Annotated in this window: 10 protein-coding genes and 1 pseudogene; 6 read left to right on the forward strand and 5 right to left on the reverse strand. The window is 47.8% G+C overall.

The features are described from left to right. Positions 1-55 precede the first annotated feature (55 nt). The 4 genes from HH682_RS07010 to betI form a co-directional block, all read right to left on the reverse strand. On the reverse strand, positions 56-2,380 hold the full coding sequence (locus HH682_RS07010) for a catecholate siderophore receptor Fiu (RefSeq protein ID WP_420826189.1): 2,325 nt from the start codon (positions 2,378-2,380) through the stop codon (positions 56-58). Between the two features lie 239 nt (positions 2,381-2,619). Further along, entirely contained in the window at positions 2,620-4,305 is a 1,686-nt protein-coding gene (gene betA / locus HH682_RS07015; RefSeq protein ID WP_214236876.1) for a choline dehydrogenase, read from the reverse strand. Positions 4,306-4,328: 23 nt separating this feature from the next. Next, positions 4,329-5,801: a betaine-aldehyde dehydrogenase gene (betB, locus tag HH682_RS07020; protein ID WP_214236877.1), complete on the reverse strand. Its 1,473-nt coding sequence runs from the start codon at positions 5,799-5,801 to the stop codon at positions 4,329-4,331. Between the two features lie 15 nt (positions 5,802-5,816). Then, positions 5,817-6,410 (reverse strand): transcriptional regulator BetI, encoded by a 594-nt coding sequence (gene betI, locus HH682_RS07025; protein WP_214236935.1) that lies wholly within the window; start codon positions 6,408-6,410, stop codon positions 5,817-5,819. A gap of 199 nt (positions 6,411-6,609) precedes the next feature. Between betI and HH682_RS07030 the strand changes: the two genes are divergently transcribed. The 3 genes from HH682_RS07030 to HH682_RS07040 all read left to right on the forward strand — a co-directional run bounded on the left by HH682_RS07030 (position 6,610) and on the right by HH682_RS07040 (position 11,530). Beyond that, positions 6,610-8,640: a choline transporter gene (locus tag HH682_RS07030; protein ID WP_214236878.1), complete on the forward strand. Its 2,031-nt coding sequence runs from the start codon at positions 6,610-6,612 to the stop codon at positions 8,638-8,640. A gap of 85 nt (positions 8,641-8,725) precedes the next feature. Next, entirely contained in the window at positions 8,726-10,036 is a 1,311-nt protein-coding gene (locus HH682_RS07035; RefSeq protein WP_214236879.1) for an MFS transporter, read from the forward strand. A 120-nt stretch (positions 10,037-10,156) separates the two neighbouring features. After that, positions 10,157-11,530, forward strand: coding sequence for an aldehyde dehydrogenase family protein (locus HH682_RS07040; RefSeq protein WP_214236880.1), 1,374 nt, complete (start codon positions 10,157-10,159; stop codon positions 11,528-11,530). A gap of 46 nt (positions 11,531-11,576) precedes the next feature. On the opposite strand, the gene pdxR is transcribed toward HH682_RS07040, so the two are convergent. Further along, positions 11,577-13,064, reverse strand: a complete 1,488-nt coding sequence (gene pdxR / locus HH682_RS07045; RefSeq protein WP_214236881.1) for a MocR-like pyridoxine biosynthesis transcription factor PdxR — start codon at positions 13,062-13,064, stop codon at positions 11,577-11,579. Between the two features lie 99 nt (positions 13,065-13,163). On the opposite strand from pdxR, the gene gabT reads away from it, so the two are divergent. The 3 genes and pseudogenes from gabT to HH682_RS16025 form a co-directional block, all read left to right on the forward strand. Beyond that, positions 13,164-14,420, forward strand: coding sequence for a 4-aminobutyrate--2-oxoglutarate transaminase (gene gabT, locus HH682_RS07050; RefSeq protein ID WP_214236882.1), 1,257 nt, complete (start codon positions 13,164-13,166; stop codon positions 14,418-14,420). Positions 14,421-14,506: 86 nt separating this feature from the next. Beyond that, a complete protein-coding gene (gene gabP, locus HH682_RS07055; protein WP_214236883.1) occupies positions 14,507-15,907 on the forward strand; it encodes a GABA permease in 1,401 nt (466 codons plus the stop codon). A gap of 445 nt (positions 15,908-16,352) precedes the next feature. Next, positions 16,353-16,574 (forward strand): annotated as a pseudogene (locus HH682_RS16025) (RcnB family protein); the annotation flags it as partial. Between the last annotated feature and the right edge of the window lie 260 nt (positions 16,575-16,834).

Here is a 16,834-nt window from a genome sequence, read left to right on the forward strand (position 1 = left end):
TCTGCGGACTCAATAACAACATGCTGTGGCAAGATGCCACAGCATTAGCTGAAGATTAAAAGTGCACATTCGCCGTTAGCATCCAGCTACGTTCTGCGCCGGGGTGATAACGATAGCCACTTTTGTTGATAGATTGCACATAGTGCTTATCAAACAAATTATACACGTTTAGTTGAAGATCGAGGTTACGATTAACTTGGTAACCTGCCATCGCATCGGCGACCCAATAGTTATCGATAGTCTCCGGCGTTCCGACAGCACCATCTTTGCCGCGATGCATACTGCCGACATAGCGAGCACCCGCTCCAGCGACCAAGGCAGGCGTGATTTGATAGGTGGTCCACGCCGTAAAGGCATGACGAGGGGTATAACTGAGGTAAGTAGACCCGTCATTATTAACCGCTTTACCTTCGGAAACGGTAGCGTTCTGAAGAGTATAGCCCGCTAGCGCATGCCAGTTCTCGGTGATATCGCCACTGATCGTCAGCTCGTAACCTTCAACGCGCTTACGTCCAACTTGTGAATAGTCCTTAGTGCTAGCATCTTGCTCAACTTCATTTTTTATGTCGGTGCGGAACAGGGCAGCTGTCAGCAATAAGCGACTGTCCATTAAGTTCCACTTCGTTCCAATTTCGGCGGTTGCCGCTTTTTGTGGTTGGAAGTTAGTACTGTTGGCATTTTTCGAGGTGGTTGAGCTAGCCGTCAGTTGGAAGTTGTTCCCCCCTGGCGGTTGTTGCGAAACACCATAGTTCGCGTAAACGTTGCCTTCTTCTGTTAGATGGTACAGCGCGCCCGCTTTCCAGTTAAACAGGTTACCGCTTTTACTGGTATCAACGGTTCTCACCGGCGTACCTTTTGCTATGCCAGCGCTACAGGCCACTGCACCACGGCCCGAGCCACCGCAAGCGGTTGCTGACTTATAGTCGGTGTGATAGCTGTCTAATCGTGCTCCACCATTAATCTCGAATTTTTCAGTCAGTTGTAGCGTATCGAAAGCGTAAACACCGAAAGTATCTGTCGTGCCATGGGCATCTGCGCCATTACGTGACAGACTGCCGACTGAGATCGAACTGTCGGGATGGTAGATATTCACGGCTGGCGGGGAGATTGAATTCAGCCCACGGATCGTTTGGCTTTCATGGGTAAACTCTACTCCGGTACTCACGTCGTGCTTAACGCTGCCAGTATTAAACTTGGTGGTTAAGTTTGTTTGGTTGGTCAGGATTTTATTAACGGAATCACGAGTGTTGGCTAAACGACTCCAAGTCCAATCGTCGATATTGCTAGATTTATGGGTTTGAATATTTGATGCGCCACCCATGACTGCTGTCATCAGATATTTTTGGCTGGTTTGTGCCCAACGAGTGGTATTTCTCAGGGTCGTCACGTCAGAAAAATCATGCTCGAAACGCATTGTCGCGCTATCAGTGCTTGATTTATCGTAGTCCGAGTCCGTGCCATAAAAGTTATGTCGATTGACCTTTCCAGCGCTGTTGAGCGCTGAATAGCCGCTAGGTGCACTATAACCCGGTAGGCCGATAGTTGGGATACCCCCGTCTGGAGTATTGTTCTGGTGAACATGGACATAATCAAGATATAGGCGAGTATCCGTATCTAAACCAAAAGCGATCGAGGGAGCAAAGCCGTACTTTTCGTGGCTGACTTTATTGCGGGTTTTATCGTGACCGTTATCCCCCATCATATTAAGTCTAAAGGCAGTATTATCATTGATCAGTTGATTGTAATCGACGGTTGCACGGCGATTGGACGCACTGCCATAACTTAATGAACCATCGACGCTAGTCGTTAATTCAGGCTTCTTAGTGATCATATTGATCGAGCCTGATGGAGCGCTACGGCCGTAGTCTGAACCCGAAGGACCTTTTAGCACTTCTACGCTGCTAATATTAAAAGTATCACGGCTTACCGCAGCAATATCGCGAATACCATCGACATAGATGCTATTTGAGGTATCGACGCCACGCATGTAAATCGCATCACCGGTCGTTGAACTGCCATTTTCTCCAGCAAAGAACGCACCAGCGCCCGCAATGTTTTTCATTGCATCGGTTAAGGTGGTTGCGTGCTGTTCTTGAATCACTTTTTCAGGCACTACGGTTACGGTGCGTGTGGTGTCGGCGAGAGGACGCGTAAATTTAGGGTCCGATAATGATTTCGGGACGTACAGTGAAGGGAGAGTGGCCTTAATGATAATAGTGTCATCACTCTTTTTGCTATCACTAGACTTATTAGTTTGTTTAGAGGTGTTACTTGCTGTGTCAGCCATGGCCGGCGCACTTAAGCCGACACACAATCCTGCAAAGACGCCCAATTTGGTCAATTCTTTAAATGAAGGCGCAATATTTTTATTTTTTTTCACGGGGTTACCTTGTAAATACCAATGAGAATGGTTATCAGGAGCGTTCTCATTATTCACATTTTTAAATAAAAGGTAAAGAGTTGTCAGCATTACTTTATGATATTTTCAGATTTCCATAAGTAAATATTTCAAACTATGAATTTTCCCTAATTGCGTGAGGCGATAGGGAGGAAGAGGGGGATTTAGGCAAAAAAAAAGGGTGATACGCTAAGTATCACCCTTGAACTCTCGTCAGGAAGTTATGCTTCTTTTCTCATCGGTTCTTTACGAGCCGGCGCATCACCTGCCACATAGTAACTTGCCGTACTGCGTGGTAGAGCGGCTTTACCACGGATCATATCAGCGATTTTTTCACCAATCATGATGGTAGTTGCGTTCAAGTTACCCGTAATAATCTCAGGCATGATTGAGGCGTCAACCACCCGAAGCCCTTGCATTCCATGTACTCGACCTTCGTTATCTACCACAGCCATCGGGTCGGTACCCATTTTACACGTTCCGCATGGGTGGTAAGCGGTTTCGCCATGATCACGGACGAATTCATCCAGCTGCTCATCGGTTTGACAGTCAAGACCAGGACTGATTTCACGCCCACGATACTTATCCAATGCGGGTTGATTGATGATCTCGCGAGTCAGACGAATACAGTCACGGAATTCCTGCCAGTCCTGTTCGTGAGACATATAATTGAACAGGATTGCGGGATGTTCGTAAGGGTCGTTAGACTTAATACGGACATGGCCACGGCTTGGGGAACGCATCGATCCTACGTGACATTGGAAGCCATGTTCGTCGACAGCATTAGTCCCGTTATAATTGATGGCAACAGGTAAGAAGTGGTACTGAATATTTGGCCATTCAAATTCTTCACGGCTACGGATAAATCCACCCGCTTCAAACTGGTTGCTCGCGCCGATTCCTTTACCTTGGAATAGCCATTGCGCCCCAATTTTAGGCTGATTGTGCATTTGCAGCGCCGGATATAACGAGACAGGCTCTTTACACTCGTACTGTAAGTACAGCTCTAAGTGGTCCATAAGGTTCTCGCCAACACCCGGCAGGTCGTGTACCACCGGAATATTGAATTTATTCAATAATTCAGCAGAGCCAACACCTGAACGTTGCAATATCTGTGGTGAAGCAATTGCTCCTGCACAGAGTAATACTTCACGGCGAGCATCGGCGTGTTGTGTCGTTTTACTGCTGCCGGTGAGGTAATCGACACCGCTCGCACGTTTACCATTAAACACGATTTTATCGGTGGTAGCATGCGTGACAATCGTCAAGTTGCTACGGCTTTTCGCTTGATCAAGATAGCCTCTACCAGTACTCGCACGACGTCCATTTGGCGTGACGGTACGATCCATTGGACCAAAACCTTCTTGCTGATAACCGTTGAGATCATCAGTGCGTGGATAGCCTGCTTGGACACCCGCTTCAATCATGGCAGCAAACAGAGGGTTGTTACCCGTTTTTGGCGTCGCGACGCTAACCGGGCCTTCGCCACCGTGATAGTCATTAGCACCAATATCGCGAGTTTCTGCTTTACGATAGTAAGGTAGGCAGTCTAAGTAGCTCCAGTTCTCCAAGCCCGGACGTTTCGCCCAGCCATCGAGATCCATCGCGTTACCACGGATATAACACATCCCATTAATTAAGGACGAACCGCCTAAGCCTTTACCACGTCCACATTCCATGCGACGGTTATTCATATACGGTTCTGGCTCAGTTTCATATGCCCAGTTATAGCGGCGGCCTTGGAGGGGAAAGGCTAACGCTGCAGGCATTTGCGTACGGAAGTCCAAGCGATAATCTGGGCCTCCCGCTTCAAGCAGGAGAACTGTTGTATCTTTATCTTCAGTAAGGCGTGTAGCCAGTACGTTACCGGCAGAACCTGCACCAATAATGATATAATCGTATTCCATTATTTATCCCTTAATTCTGTGGATTAAAATACTGACTGGAAACGTTCCAGTTCAACTTGTACCGATTTGATCTGGGTGTAGTGTTCTAAGGTCACTAATCCATTCTCACGGCCAACGCCAGAGTGTTTATAGCCGCCGACAGGCATTTCTGCTGCCGATTCACCCCAAGTATTAATCCAGCAAATACCAGCTTCCAGTTGGTGAATAATACGGTGTGCACGATTCAGTTCTTGTGTAACGACACCTGCTGCGAGGCCGAAGTTAGTATCGTTTGCGCGACGAATAACTTCCGCTTCATCTTCATAGCTAAGAATGGACATTACCGGTCCAAAAATTTCTTCCTGTACGATTTCCATATCGTCACGGCAATCGGTAAACACAGTAGGTTCGACCCAAGCACCGTTATCGAAATCTTTACCCGTCATACGTTTGCCACCGGCCAGAAGAGTTGCTCCTCCTTTGATACCGGATTCAATGAAGCGCATCACGTTGTCGCGGTGGGCAAAGCTCACTAATGGCCCGAAGTTAGTCTCAGCATCGTTGACGTCACCGGCACGGATATTCTTAACACGTGCGAGGATTTTTTGTTCAAATTCAGCTTTATGTTGCGCTGGAATAAACACACGGGTGCCATTGGTACAAACTTGGCCTGAGCTGTAGAAATTCGCCATCATGGCGATATCGGCAGCGAGGTCGAGGTCGGCATCTTCACAGATGATTAACGGTGATTTGCCGCCAAGCTCCATGGTGACATCTTTCAGGGTTGATCCTGCTGCATTAGCCATCACTTTACGGCCACTGATCACACCGCCGGTAAAGGAAACTTTATCAATACCTGGGTGCTCGGTGAGTGCCTGCCCGGTTTCCGCACCTAAGCCAGGTAATACGTTAAAGACACCGTTTGGTACGCCTGCTTCGGTATAAATTTCAGCCAGTTTAAGGGCTGTCAGCGGGGTCACTTCGCTCGGTTTGAAAATCATCGCATTCCCTGCGGCTAAAGCAGGAGCGGATTTCCATAACGCGATTTGAATAGGGTAGTTCCACGCACCAATCCCAGCGACAACGCCTAAGGGTTCACGACGTGTGTAGACAAAAGAGGTATCACGCAGGGGAATTTGTTGACCCTCAATGGCAGGGATTAATCCAGCGTAGTATTCCAAGACATCGGCACCGGTCACGATATCCACGGCAGAGGTCTCACTGAAAGGTTTACCCGTATCGAGGGTCTCCAATGCGGCCAGTTCATCATTACGTTCGCGTAGAATATCGACGGCTTTGCGTAAAATGCGAGAGCGCTCCATCGCGGTTTTTGCGGCCCAAATTTTTTGACCTTTACGCGCGGCGGTTACCGCTTTATCCACATCGGCTTTACCCGCGGCGTGAACCTTGGCTAACACATTACCGTTTGCAGGGTTAACCGTCTCAAACGTGGAACCGCTCTGTGCTGGGACGTAGGCACCATCGATATACAGTAACTGTTCAGCGAATTGGGACATCGTTGTTCTCCGTCTTTAAGAGTGAGTATTCGCCAATTGTTGGCGAATAAATTGTCGAGTAATGGGTTTAATCATTTGCGGATCAAAGGGATCTCCGCTGAGCGCCGCACGTAACCATAGTCCGTCAATCAGTGCCGCTAACCCGTATCCCGCAACACGTGCGGGTTCTTTTTCTAATACTTTATGAAACTCAGCCGTAAGCGTTGAGAATAACCGACGGCTACTAATTTTTTGTAATCGGTGCAATCCAGGTTGGTGCAGGCTGCTAGCCCAAAAATCTAACCAAGCTTTAGCAACGGCGGGATGGACTTGCGTTTCGTCGAAGTTCGCATCAACGATGGCGCTTAGTCGCTCTTCAGCCGAGGCATGTGTTAATGTTTTTAACCTTCCCAAGATGGCTAGTTGAAGTTTAGACGTAATATCGCGCATCGTGGCTTCAAGCAGTCCATTTTTATCACCGAAGTAGTGACTAATGATGCCAGTTGAGACCCCAGCCCGTTTTGCAATCTGCGAAATCGTGGCGTAATGCAGCCCCACTTCATTAATTGTTGCAAGGGTGGCATCAATCAATTGCCGCTGCCGAATGGGTTGCATACCTACTTTAGGCATCACCGTTACTCCTGAATTATCAAATCCCCTTTATTAAAACTTTTTTTGATTGATTGTTCAATATAAAAAAATAAATTGTTATGCTGGGGAAGATAAAAAAGAAGTAGGCCTTTCAAAAATGCTAATCGATGCAATACTTACTCGGTTAAGCATCGGCCTAATGATTTTACTTACCCTGGAAAGAGGATTGAGGTAAAGAATGACAACACCACCTGCTACCGGAAATAATAAAATTAATCCGGTTGTTTTTTATACATCAGCCGGACTGATTTTATTATTTGCGTTGACCACTATTCTTTATAGTGACCTCTCTGCGGCCTGGATACTGAAAACAGTGAACTGGGTATCAGCGACTTTCGGCTGGTACTACATGCTGGCGGCAGTGCTGTATATGGTCTTCGTACTCTATATCGCAGCCTCCCGCTATGGTTCAATCAAATTGGGGCCCGAACAATCTAAACCTGAGTTTAGTCTCTCCAGTTGGGCGGCAATGCTCTTCGCCGCTGGTATCGGCATCGACTTAATGTTCTTCTCGGTTGCCGAGCCCGTGACACAATATATGCAGCCACCACAAGGCGCAGGCGAAACTATTGAAGCTGCGCGTCAGTCGATGGTCTGGACGCTCTTCCACTATGGTATTACTGGCTGGTCGATGTATGCCTTGATGGGGATAGCACTAGGTTACTTTAGCTATCGGTATAATCTGCCTCTCACCATCCGCTCTGCGTTATACCCGATTTTTGGTAAACGAGTGAACGGGGCGATTGGCCACACCGTCGACATTGCTGCGGTAATCGGGACAATTTTCGGTATTGCGACCACTCTCGGTATTGGCGTAGTACAGCTAAACTACGGATTAAGCGTTCTGTTCCATGTGCCAGATAGCTTAGCGGCTAAAGCGGCGCTGATTGTGCTCTCGGTTGTGATTGCGACCATCTCTGTAACCTCAGGAGTGGACAAAGGGATTCGACTGCTCTCTGAGCTAAATGTCTTGCTCGCGCTGGGATTGATTATTTTCGTCTTATGTGTCGGCGATACCAGCTTCCTGCTCAATGCTATCGTGCTGAACATCGGTGACTACGTTAACCGTTTTATGGGTATGGCGCTTGATACCTTTGCCTTTGATCGCCCGACTCAATGGATGAACAACTGGACGCTCTTTTTCTGGGCATGGTGGGTCGCTTGGTCACCGTTTGTTGGACTATTTTTGGCGCGTATTAGCCGTGGACGGACGATTCGTGAGTTCGTATTAGGTACTCTGATTATTCCATTTACCTTCACATTATTGTGGTTATCAGTATTTGGTAATGCCTCTCTTTATGAAATCATTCATGGTGATCATGCCTTTGCTCAAGAGGTGCTCGCTCACCCTGAACGCGGTTTCTATAGTCTATTAGCGCACTACCCCGGCTTTACCTTTAGTGCCTCAGTTGCCACCATTACCGGTTTACTGTTTTACGTGACCTCTGCGGACTCTGGCTCGTTAGTGTTAGGGAACTTTACCACTCGTTTGAAGGATATCAACTCCGATTCGCCTAACTGGGTGCGTATTTTCTGGTCAGTCACTATTGGTGTCTTAACCTTAGGGATGTTGATGACCAACGGTATTTCTGCCCTGCAAAATACGACGGTGATCATGGGACTGCCGTTTAGTTTCGTCATATTCTTTGTGATGGCAGGATTATTCAAATCATTACGCGTTGAAGACTTCCGCCGCGCCAGTGCAAATAGAGATACTGCCCCGTACTTGGCCAATGCTAATGATCGTCTTTCATGGAAGAAACGTCTGACGCGGTTAATGACCTATCCAGGAAGTCGTTATACTGAACAGATGATGGACACGGTATGTTATCCGGCTATGCAAGATGTCGCGAAAGAGCTGGAGGTGAGAGGGGCGAATGTCGAACTGCAACGTTTGCCACCAGAAGAAGAAGGGGGCTTGGGCCATCTTTCTCTCATGGTAAACCTCGGGGAGGAACAGAACTTCTTATACGAAATTTGGCCGCAGAAATATGCGATACCGGGCTTTACCTATCGTGCACGAAGCGGTAAATCGACCTACTATCGTTTAGAAACCTTCTTGGTCGAAGGTAGCCAAGGCAATGATTTAATCGGCTACAGTAAGGAGCAGGTGATTATCGACATGCTGGATCAGTATGAAAGACACCTGAACTTTATCCACCTTAATCGTGAAGCACCGGGGAATCATATTAACTTCCCTAATCTATAAAGTCGCAACAAGGGCTGGAGTTTCTCCAGCCTTTTTTGTCCTTAACCGTGTCAGCACCATCGTAATCACTCTTTGGACTACTGCTATGCACAAAATTATTAATACCTTTCTGCCTTTATATTTTGCAACGCTTCTTTTACTGCTCGGTTCAGGATTACTCACGACCTGGGTTTCCCTGCGCTTGAGTCTGCAACACGTTTCCGGCGCAATGATCGGCGCCATTACTGCCGCAAACTATATTGGCTTGGTCATTGGCGGCAAAGTTGGTCATAACTTAATTGCCCGTGTCGGACACATTCGTGCTTACGTCGCCTGTGCCGGAATCATCACCGCTTCGGTGATAGGTCATGGTATGACGGATTGGGTGCCAGTATGGATCGCCCTACGATTTATTATCGGCTTAGCCATGATGTGCCAATATATGGTGCTAGAGAGTTGGTTAAACGATCAGGCTGAACCTCAGCAACGCGGCGTGATTTTTGGTCTCTATATGGTGGCTACCTATTTAGGGCTCTCAGCAGGGCAAGTGATCTTAACGCTGCATTTCAGTAATCAACTTTTCCCCTTATTAATCGTGGGACTCTGTTTCTCGCTCTGTTTGGTACCGATCGCCTTAACGACGCGGCTCAAGGTTCAGCCGATGTCGCCAGCCCCTTTAGAGCTCGGTTACTTCTTTAAAAATATCCCGCGTTTATTGGCCATCACCTTAGTGACGGGGATGATTATTGGCGCCTTTTATGGGATGGCCCCCGTGTATGCCAGTACCTTGTCGTTCAATACTTCACAGGTTGGCCTATTTATGGCATTAACGATTTTTGCCGGATTGGTGACTCAGTTTCCCCTAAGTTGGCTCTCTGATCGTTATGAGCGACAAAGGCTATTGTTAGCCACCTCTTCACTGTATGTCTTAGCCTCAATACCTCTAGTTTTTTTGGTGCATATCTCTTTTGTAGTACTGATGTCGATCGCTTTTTTAGCAAGCATGGTGCAGTTTGCGCTTTATCCTTTGGCGGTCGCCATTGCCAATGATCGAATCACTCCTGAACGCCGTGTCTCCCTAACGGCTTGTCTACTGATGTCTTACGGGATTGGTGCCAGTATTGGCCCGTTATTCACCGGGGTACTGATGGAATCCTTTGGGGGAAATATGCTTTATCTCTTCTTTGTATTATGCGGTGGAACGATTTTCGCTTTGAGCTGGAAAACCTTGCCAGTGCCTAAGCGTTTGCAAGAAGAGTCTGTTGCGCACGTCCCTCTTACCGATGGTTTGGTCAGTTCCCCCTTAACGGCTGCGTTAAATCCGGTGATTGATGAAGTGGATATTATCAATACGATGGTCAACACTGGCGAAGACGAGGGCGTAATGAAGGGTGACAACGGGACCGAGGCACCGTAATCCAGCTATTACTAGTTATTCTCAAAAAGAGAATAACTTTGTTTTAATTATTCATTTTTATTGGTTTAAAAAAGTAATTAAGGTTGTCGTCAACATTAATTAATTTATTATGAGGTCGCTATGTCACAACCACATTCTCGTAATCCGGCCAATGGTCACATGATTAAAGATTATCCTTTTATCAGTCAAAGTGAGTGTGAGGCGATTGTCCGCCGCACTGCCGCTGCCCAAAAAAACTGGCGTGAAGTCTCGTTAGAAGACCGCCGTAACGTGCTATTACAGCTTGCGACGGCATTGCGTGAACGTAACGAAGAGTTAGCCGCGATGGCAACGCGCGAAATGGGTAAACCGATTAGCCAATCTCGTGCCGAAGTGAATAAATGTGCTCAAGTCTGTGAATGGTATGCCGAGCATGGCCCTGCAGTATTAGCACCACAGCCAACACAAGTTGAAGATAGCAAAGCGTGGCAGGAATTCAGACCTCTCGGAACAATTCTTGCGGTAATGCCGTGGAATTTCCCTTACTGGCAAATTCTACGTGGGGCAGCGGGTATGCTATTGGCTGGCAATACCTATCTGCTTAAGCATGCGCCGAATGTGATGGGCTGCGCCTATTTGATGAAGGATATCTTCGACAAGCTTGATGCGCCTGCAGGTCTTTTCGATGTGGTCAATATTGACAACGAAGGGGTATCTTCACTGATTGCCGATTCAAGAATTGCCGCCGTCGCTGTCACAGGTAGCGTGCGCGCAGGATCGGCCATTGCGGCCCAAGCTGGGGCAGCATTGAAGAAAACGGTACTTGAATTAGGCGGGTCGGATCCCTTTATTGTCTTAGCTGACGCGGATCTTGATGAGGCAGTCAAAGCAGCGGTGATTGGTCGCTACCAGAATACCGGGCAAGTGTGTATGGCGGCCAAGCGATTTATTATTGAAGAGAGTATTGCTCAAAAATTTGAGCAGAAATTTACGCAGGCAGTGGCTGAGCTCTCAATGGGCGATCCGACACTCGACAATACCTATCTGGGGCCCATGGCGCGCTACGATCTCCGTGATGAGCTGCACCAACAGGTAGAAAAAACCTTAGCTGAAGGGGCACGTCTGGTCTGTGGTGGCGAAAAAGTGGCGGGTGAAGGAAACTACTATGCCCCAACTATTTTAGCTGATGTCAGCGAAACGATGACCGCATTTCGTGAAGAGGTGTTTGGTCCCGTTGCTACGTTAAGTGTGGCACGCGATGCACAACATGCCCTTGAGCTAGCAAATAATAGCGACTTTGGCTTGGCCGCTACGGTATGGACGGCTAACACAGAAGTCGCCGATATGCTGACACGTCATCTGGAGACCGGTGCGGTGTTTGTGAATGGCTATGGTGCTTCTGACCCAAGGGTCACTATCGGTGGGGTGAAAAAGAGTGGTTATGGGCGTGAATTGAACCATTTTGGTCTACATGAGTTCTGTAATATCCAGACCGTGTGGCGGGATCGCCGCTAATTTTAAAGCCGGGCAGCGGGTACAAGGCTGCCCGGCTTTCATTCTGTTACTGCTCAATAATACCTTCCTGACATAAACAGTGTCGCAATGCGGTAAAGGCCGAAAAGAGTGCGGGCTCATCTACACAGGCATATCCCAGCAAAAGCCCTCTTTCCTGTTGTGGCGTCAAATAATATTGAGACAACGCACGGGCAATCACTCCCTGATGTAATGCACGGTTGGCGATAGCCACGTCGTCACAGCCGTCTGGTAGCGACAAAACCAGATGAAGGCCAGCATCATGGCTATATCGGGGCAAAAAATCGTTGCCCAAATATCGCGAGATCAATCCTAAAAGAAACTGTCGGCGTTGATGATAAAGCAGTCGCATTCGACGTATATGGGCGGCGAAATGCCCCTCTCGAATAAATTCAGCAATGGCGCGCTGTTTAATTAAGTGGCCACCACGATAGAGTTCTGCTGCGGCCGTACGCAGTGGATGACTTAAGCTCTTCGGCACTACCAAATAGCCCATTCTCAACGCGGGATAGAGCGTTTTACTAAAGGTCCCCATATAAATGACGGGGGCATTTTCCTCAAGTCCCTGTAACGCAGGATGTGGCGGGTTGGAGAAACGGAATTCGCTATCGTAATCATCCTCGATAATCCAAAATCGCTGGCGGCGCGCCATGTCGAGTAACTGTTGGCGTCGTACCAACGACATCAGTCCACCGAGTGGGTATTGGTGTGAAGGCGTTACGAAGACCATTTTCGGGATCGGTGCGCTATGGGTATTGGGGATTATGCCGTCAGCATCGACGGGGAGGGCATGAAGCTGCAGGCCATTACACCTAAGGATATTGCGAGTTCCCCAGTATCCAGGATCCTCCACCCAGACCGGATCGTTAACATCTGCGAGTACCCTAGAGATAAGGTCAACAGTTTGGTGAATACCTTCCGTGATAATAATTTGCTCTGCTTCGGCCTTTACGGAGCGAGTAACGCGTAAATATTCACTCAGTGCTTGTCGAAGCTGCGGGCAGCCTCCGCCATTACTGTAAATGAGTTGATCGATCTGCGGAGCCTTTTGCAGGCGATTCTCAATTTTACGTAATAGCTGATGAGGGAAGGCTGTGACATCTGGCGCACCAGGGACAAAGGCTCCCCATTGGTAGGGGGAAGCATTCGCATAGCCGAGTAGTTCAGAACCACGAGTGGAAAGGCTATGCGCAGGTAGCACCCGCTGATTTTCCAGCGATTGTGGTTGCACCGGTTCCGGTGAAAATTCCGGCAGCATTTTTGCCACCCAGGTACCACTCCCCGTACGGGCCGTGACATAGCCTTCAGATAACAGTGATTCGTAAGCATTGAGCACCGTATTTCGTGAAACATTCAGCTCTTTGGCGAGATCCCGGCTTGCAGGCAAACGTGTTTCCGGCGGAAAAATACCTTCCGTGATTGCTAGTTGCAATACCTGTAATAAACGGTGGTGCAATTTTCCATTAGGATATTTTTGTAACCTAGCCAGTAAGTGATCGGCATACAGGGATCGCAATTGGTACCTTCTTTTTAATAGTAAATGGCTCTCGCTATCGATCTGTATCAAGGATAAATAATTAAGTCTAATGATTTTAATGGTGAGTGGAAGAAACAGATGAGCGGAACTAACGAAAGTCTCAATCAACGTAAAGCACAGGCTTTGCCCCGTGGTAGTGCAGTAATGTGTGAGTGGTACGTCGATCGTGCAGAAAATGCCACAATTTGGAGCACAGATGGTCGAGAGTTCATCGACTTCGCCGGAGGGATAGCCGTATTAAATACTGGTCATCGACATCCTAAAATTACGGAGGCGGTCACGGAACAACTTCAGAAATTTACGCATACTGCGTTTCAGATCGTTCCTTACGAAAGTTATATCACTTTAGCCGAACGTATCAATCAACGTGTTCCTGTGCAGGGGCCGGCCAAGACGGCGTTCTTCTCGACGGGAGCGGAAGCATTAGAAAACGCAGTAAAAATTGCACGCAGTGCAACCGGTCGTCATGGGGTGATCACTTTTACCGGTTCCTTTCATGGCCGGACAATGATGACGATGGCGATGACCGGTAAGGTTGCACCTTACAAGCAGGACTTCGGTCCAATGGTTCCCTCTGTGTTCCATGCTCGTTTCCCTGATGGGAAAAAGGTCAGCAGTGAGCAAGCATTGGAAAGTTTGCACGATATTTTTAGCTGCGATATCGCCCCGCATAACGTTGCGGCGCTGGTCATTGAACCGATTCAGGGCGAGGGGGGATTCCGCGTTGTGCCGCAAGAGTTTATGCAAGCACTGCGTGATATTGCTGATCAATATGGCATTTTATTGATAGCAGATGAAGTGCAAAGTGGTTTCGCCAGAACTGGCAAGCTTTTTGCAATGGAACACTTCACTGCCAAGGCTGACATCATCACTATGGCAAAGAGTTTAGCAGGAGGGTATCCCTTGTCAGCAGTAAGCGGTCGCGCTGAAATCATGGATGCGCCGAATCCAGGTGGACTGGGGGGAACCTATGCGGGCAACCCCTTAGCGATTGCCGCGGCAAACACAGTACTTGAGATTATCGAAGAAGAAGATCTCTGTGCGAAAGCGAACAAGTTGGGCAATGAACTGGTCGAGACTCTGACGGAGTTATCCCAACATTGTTCGGCGATTGAGCAAGTCAGAGGGTTAGGCTCAATGATTGCGGTAGAACTTAAGGATGCACACATAGCCAAGGCTATTCAAGACACCGCGATGTCACAAGGCTTACTGCTGTTAACCTGTGGTCAGAAAGGTAATGTTATACGTTTTCTTTATCCGTTAACTATCCCAACTGACCAATTCCGCAAAGGCGTTAAGATTTTAAGCGGAGCGCTAACACAGCATGCCACTTAATTCACCGGGCTATCGACAGGGTAGCCTTGAACATTAGTCAGTAAGTGATGGGGTAGTTTATCGCTATCCCGTCTCGGGGAATAAGTATGAATGAATTACCAGCGAGTAGCGATACCCTCTCTCAAGGACTTAAGTCCCGTCATATTCGTATGCTATCAATCGGCGGTGTGATTGGTGCAGGATTATTTGTAGGATCTGGGCATGCCATTGCAGCTGCGGGTCCTGCGGTGCTGTTTGCTTATATTATTGCCGGCGCATTGGTCGTCTTTATTATGCGTATGCTGGCTGAGATGGCCGTCAATACGCCGGATTCTGGATCGTTTTCCACCTATGCATCACAAGCTTTAGGACGTTGGGCAGGGTTCACCATCGGTTGGCTTTATTGGTGGTTTTGGGTGTTAGTCATCCCGCTAGAAGCGAATGCTGCGGCCACCATTCTCAATGCATGGGTCCCAAGCGTCGCAATCTGGCAATTTACCTTATTTATTACCCTGATTTTGACCGTCACCAACTTATTCAGCGTTAAAAATTACGGCGAATTCGAATTCTGGTTAGCCCTAATTAAAGTCTGTGCGATTGTTGCTTTCCTCGCCTTGGGCGCAGCGGCGATCTTTGGTCTTCTACCAAGTAGCCAAGTCAGTGGTATTAGCCACCTTTACGACAGCGGTGGATTTATGCCTCGCGGAATTGGCGCAGTGCTTTCTGCCATATTAACTACCATGTTCTCCTTTATGGGCACAGAAATTGTCACCATTGCGGCGGCAGAATCACGTAATCCTGGCAAGGAGATCTCACGCGCAACCAACTCGGTCATTTGGCGAATTGCATTATTTTATTTATTGTCGATTTTCTTCATCGTCGCGTTAGTGCCTTGGAATTCTCCAGATTTGGCAGCAAATGGATCCTATCAAACTGTTCTTGAAATGATCGGGATACCTCACGCGCGCTTAATCGTCGATGTTATTGTGTTGACTGCGGTGTGTAGTTGCCTCAATTCGGCACTTTATACCTCATCACGGATGTTGTTCTCCTTAGCCAAGCGTAAAGATGCGCCAGCGGCCATTGCGAAAACCAACGCTAAAGGCACTCCTTATATGGCGGTGATCTTTTCAACGGCAGTGGCTTTCTTAGCGGTTATCGCTAATTATCTTGCCCCCGCGGCGGTGTTTGATTTCTTATTGGCCAGCTCCGGGGCAATAGCGCTACTGGTGTACTTAGTGATTGCGTTCTCACAATTAGTCATGCGTAAGCGGTGTGAGCAAAAAGGTAAAGTATTGGATTACAAAATGTGGCTCTTCCCCGGTCTGACGTATGCCATTATCGCAGTGATTATCGGTATTCTTGGTAGCATGCTATTTATTCCGGGACACCAGTCAGAGGTTATCTCAACCGGTATCTTGACGCTGTTAGTGGTCGCTGCGGGCTGTATCGTCCATCGTCGCCAAACGCGCAAGCTTTCATCATCGGTACTGGCGCGAAATAATTAGTCTCGACGCGGTTAAATGATAAGAGCGCGCAAGTCGCGCTCTTTTTTATGGGGCGAATAAGTCATCATTGGATTGTATAGCGCTGCCACAGACGCTATTTTTCTCCCCTTAATCTGGGCAGGATCTTTCAGCAATAACTGATCGTCAAATCCTTAACTAATGCTATGATGTAGCCCTTAGTCATCACGTCCGTTGTTGTACGGTTTTCAGGTCATCAGGAGTCAGTATGTTTAATTCATTATCTTCCACTGCTAAGGCGTTAGTGGTGGGGCTAACCGTTTCATTCCTAACCGTGAGTTGTGCTGATCATCATGATACGGATGACAGTGAAACCACCGTTAATCAGCCCACTACAGTACCTGATGTACAACAACCTGCGGTTGAGCAACCCGCTCCTGCAGCACCTAGCGAACCTGAGGCGAAAAAATTCAACGATCCTTTAGAATTGGCCAGCTTCACTGGTGACTTCAAACAATATCAAGCAGGCGACACGGTTCCTGCTATGTATCGCACCGCGCAGTACACCATCAGTAAATGGCAGTTGCGTAAACTCCCGGCACCGAGTGCGGGTAGCCACTGGACTTACTTTGGCGGCAGTTATGTGCTGATTACTGATGTAGAAGGTAAAATTTTACGGATGTTTTCAGGCGAGATCATTTACCGCTAATTATATTGAGGGGCGTCATCTATGATGCTCCTCAACAGATCCCCCTCTTCCTTGTCCATTCCTTAAACACTCCCTTATTTTTCACTTCGCTTGGCTTTTACCCACCAAATTTACTTCTGCTGTCTGGGAGGATTTCATCTTAATGATGAACGATGTCGCTAACCTACCCTTAGCTAACTATTTAATTATTCTAATGATGTTATTACCGATAGTGGCAAGTTCTAATGTGCTGAAAGCTGCTGGTTAATTGTTACATTTGA

Source organism: Rosenbergiella gaditana (genome assembly GCF_018494065.1).
Lineage (GTDB): Bacteria > Pseudomonadota > Gammaproteobacteria > Enterobacterales > Enterobacteriaceae > Rosenbergiella > Rosenbergiella gaditana.

What these genes read in the sequence shown, in the direction of transcription:
- betA (WP_214236876.1), bottom strand. Translation starts at nt 4,305, where the DNA reads ATGGAATACGATTATATCATTATTGGTGCAGGTTCTGCCGGTAACGTA.
- betB (WP_214236877.1), bottom strand. Translation starts at nt 5,801, where the DNA reads ATGTCCCAATTCGCTGAACAGTTACTGTATATCGATGGTGCCTACGTC.
- betI (WP_214236935.1), bottom strand. Translation starts at nt 6,410, where the DNA reads ATGCCTAAAGTAGGTATGCAACCCATTCGGCAGCGGCAATTGATTGAT.
- HH682_RS07030 (WP_214236878.1), top strand. Translation starts at nt 6,610, where the DNA reads ATGACAACACCACCTGCTACCGGAAATAATAAAATTAATCCGGTTGTT.
- HH682_RS07035 (WP_214236879.1), top strand. Translation starts at nt 8,726, where the DNA reads ATGCACAAAATTATTAATACCTTTCTGCCTTTATATTTTGCAACGCTT.
- HH682_RS07040 (WP_214236880.1), top strand. Translation starts at nt 10,157, where the DNA reads ATGTCACAACCACATTCTCGTAATCCGGCCAATGGTCACATGATTAAA.
- gabT (WP_214236882.1), top strand. Translation starts at nt 13,164, where the DNA reads ATGAGCGGAACTAACGAAAGTCTCAATCAACGTAAAGCACAGGCTTTG.
- gabP (WP_214236883.1), top strand. Translation starts at nt 14,507, where the DNA reads ATGAATGAATTACCAGCGAGTAGCGATACCCTCTCTCAAGGACTTAAG.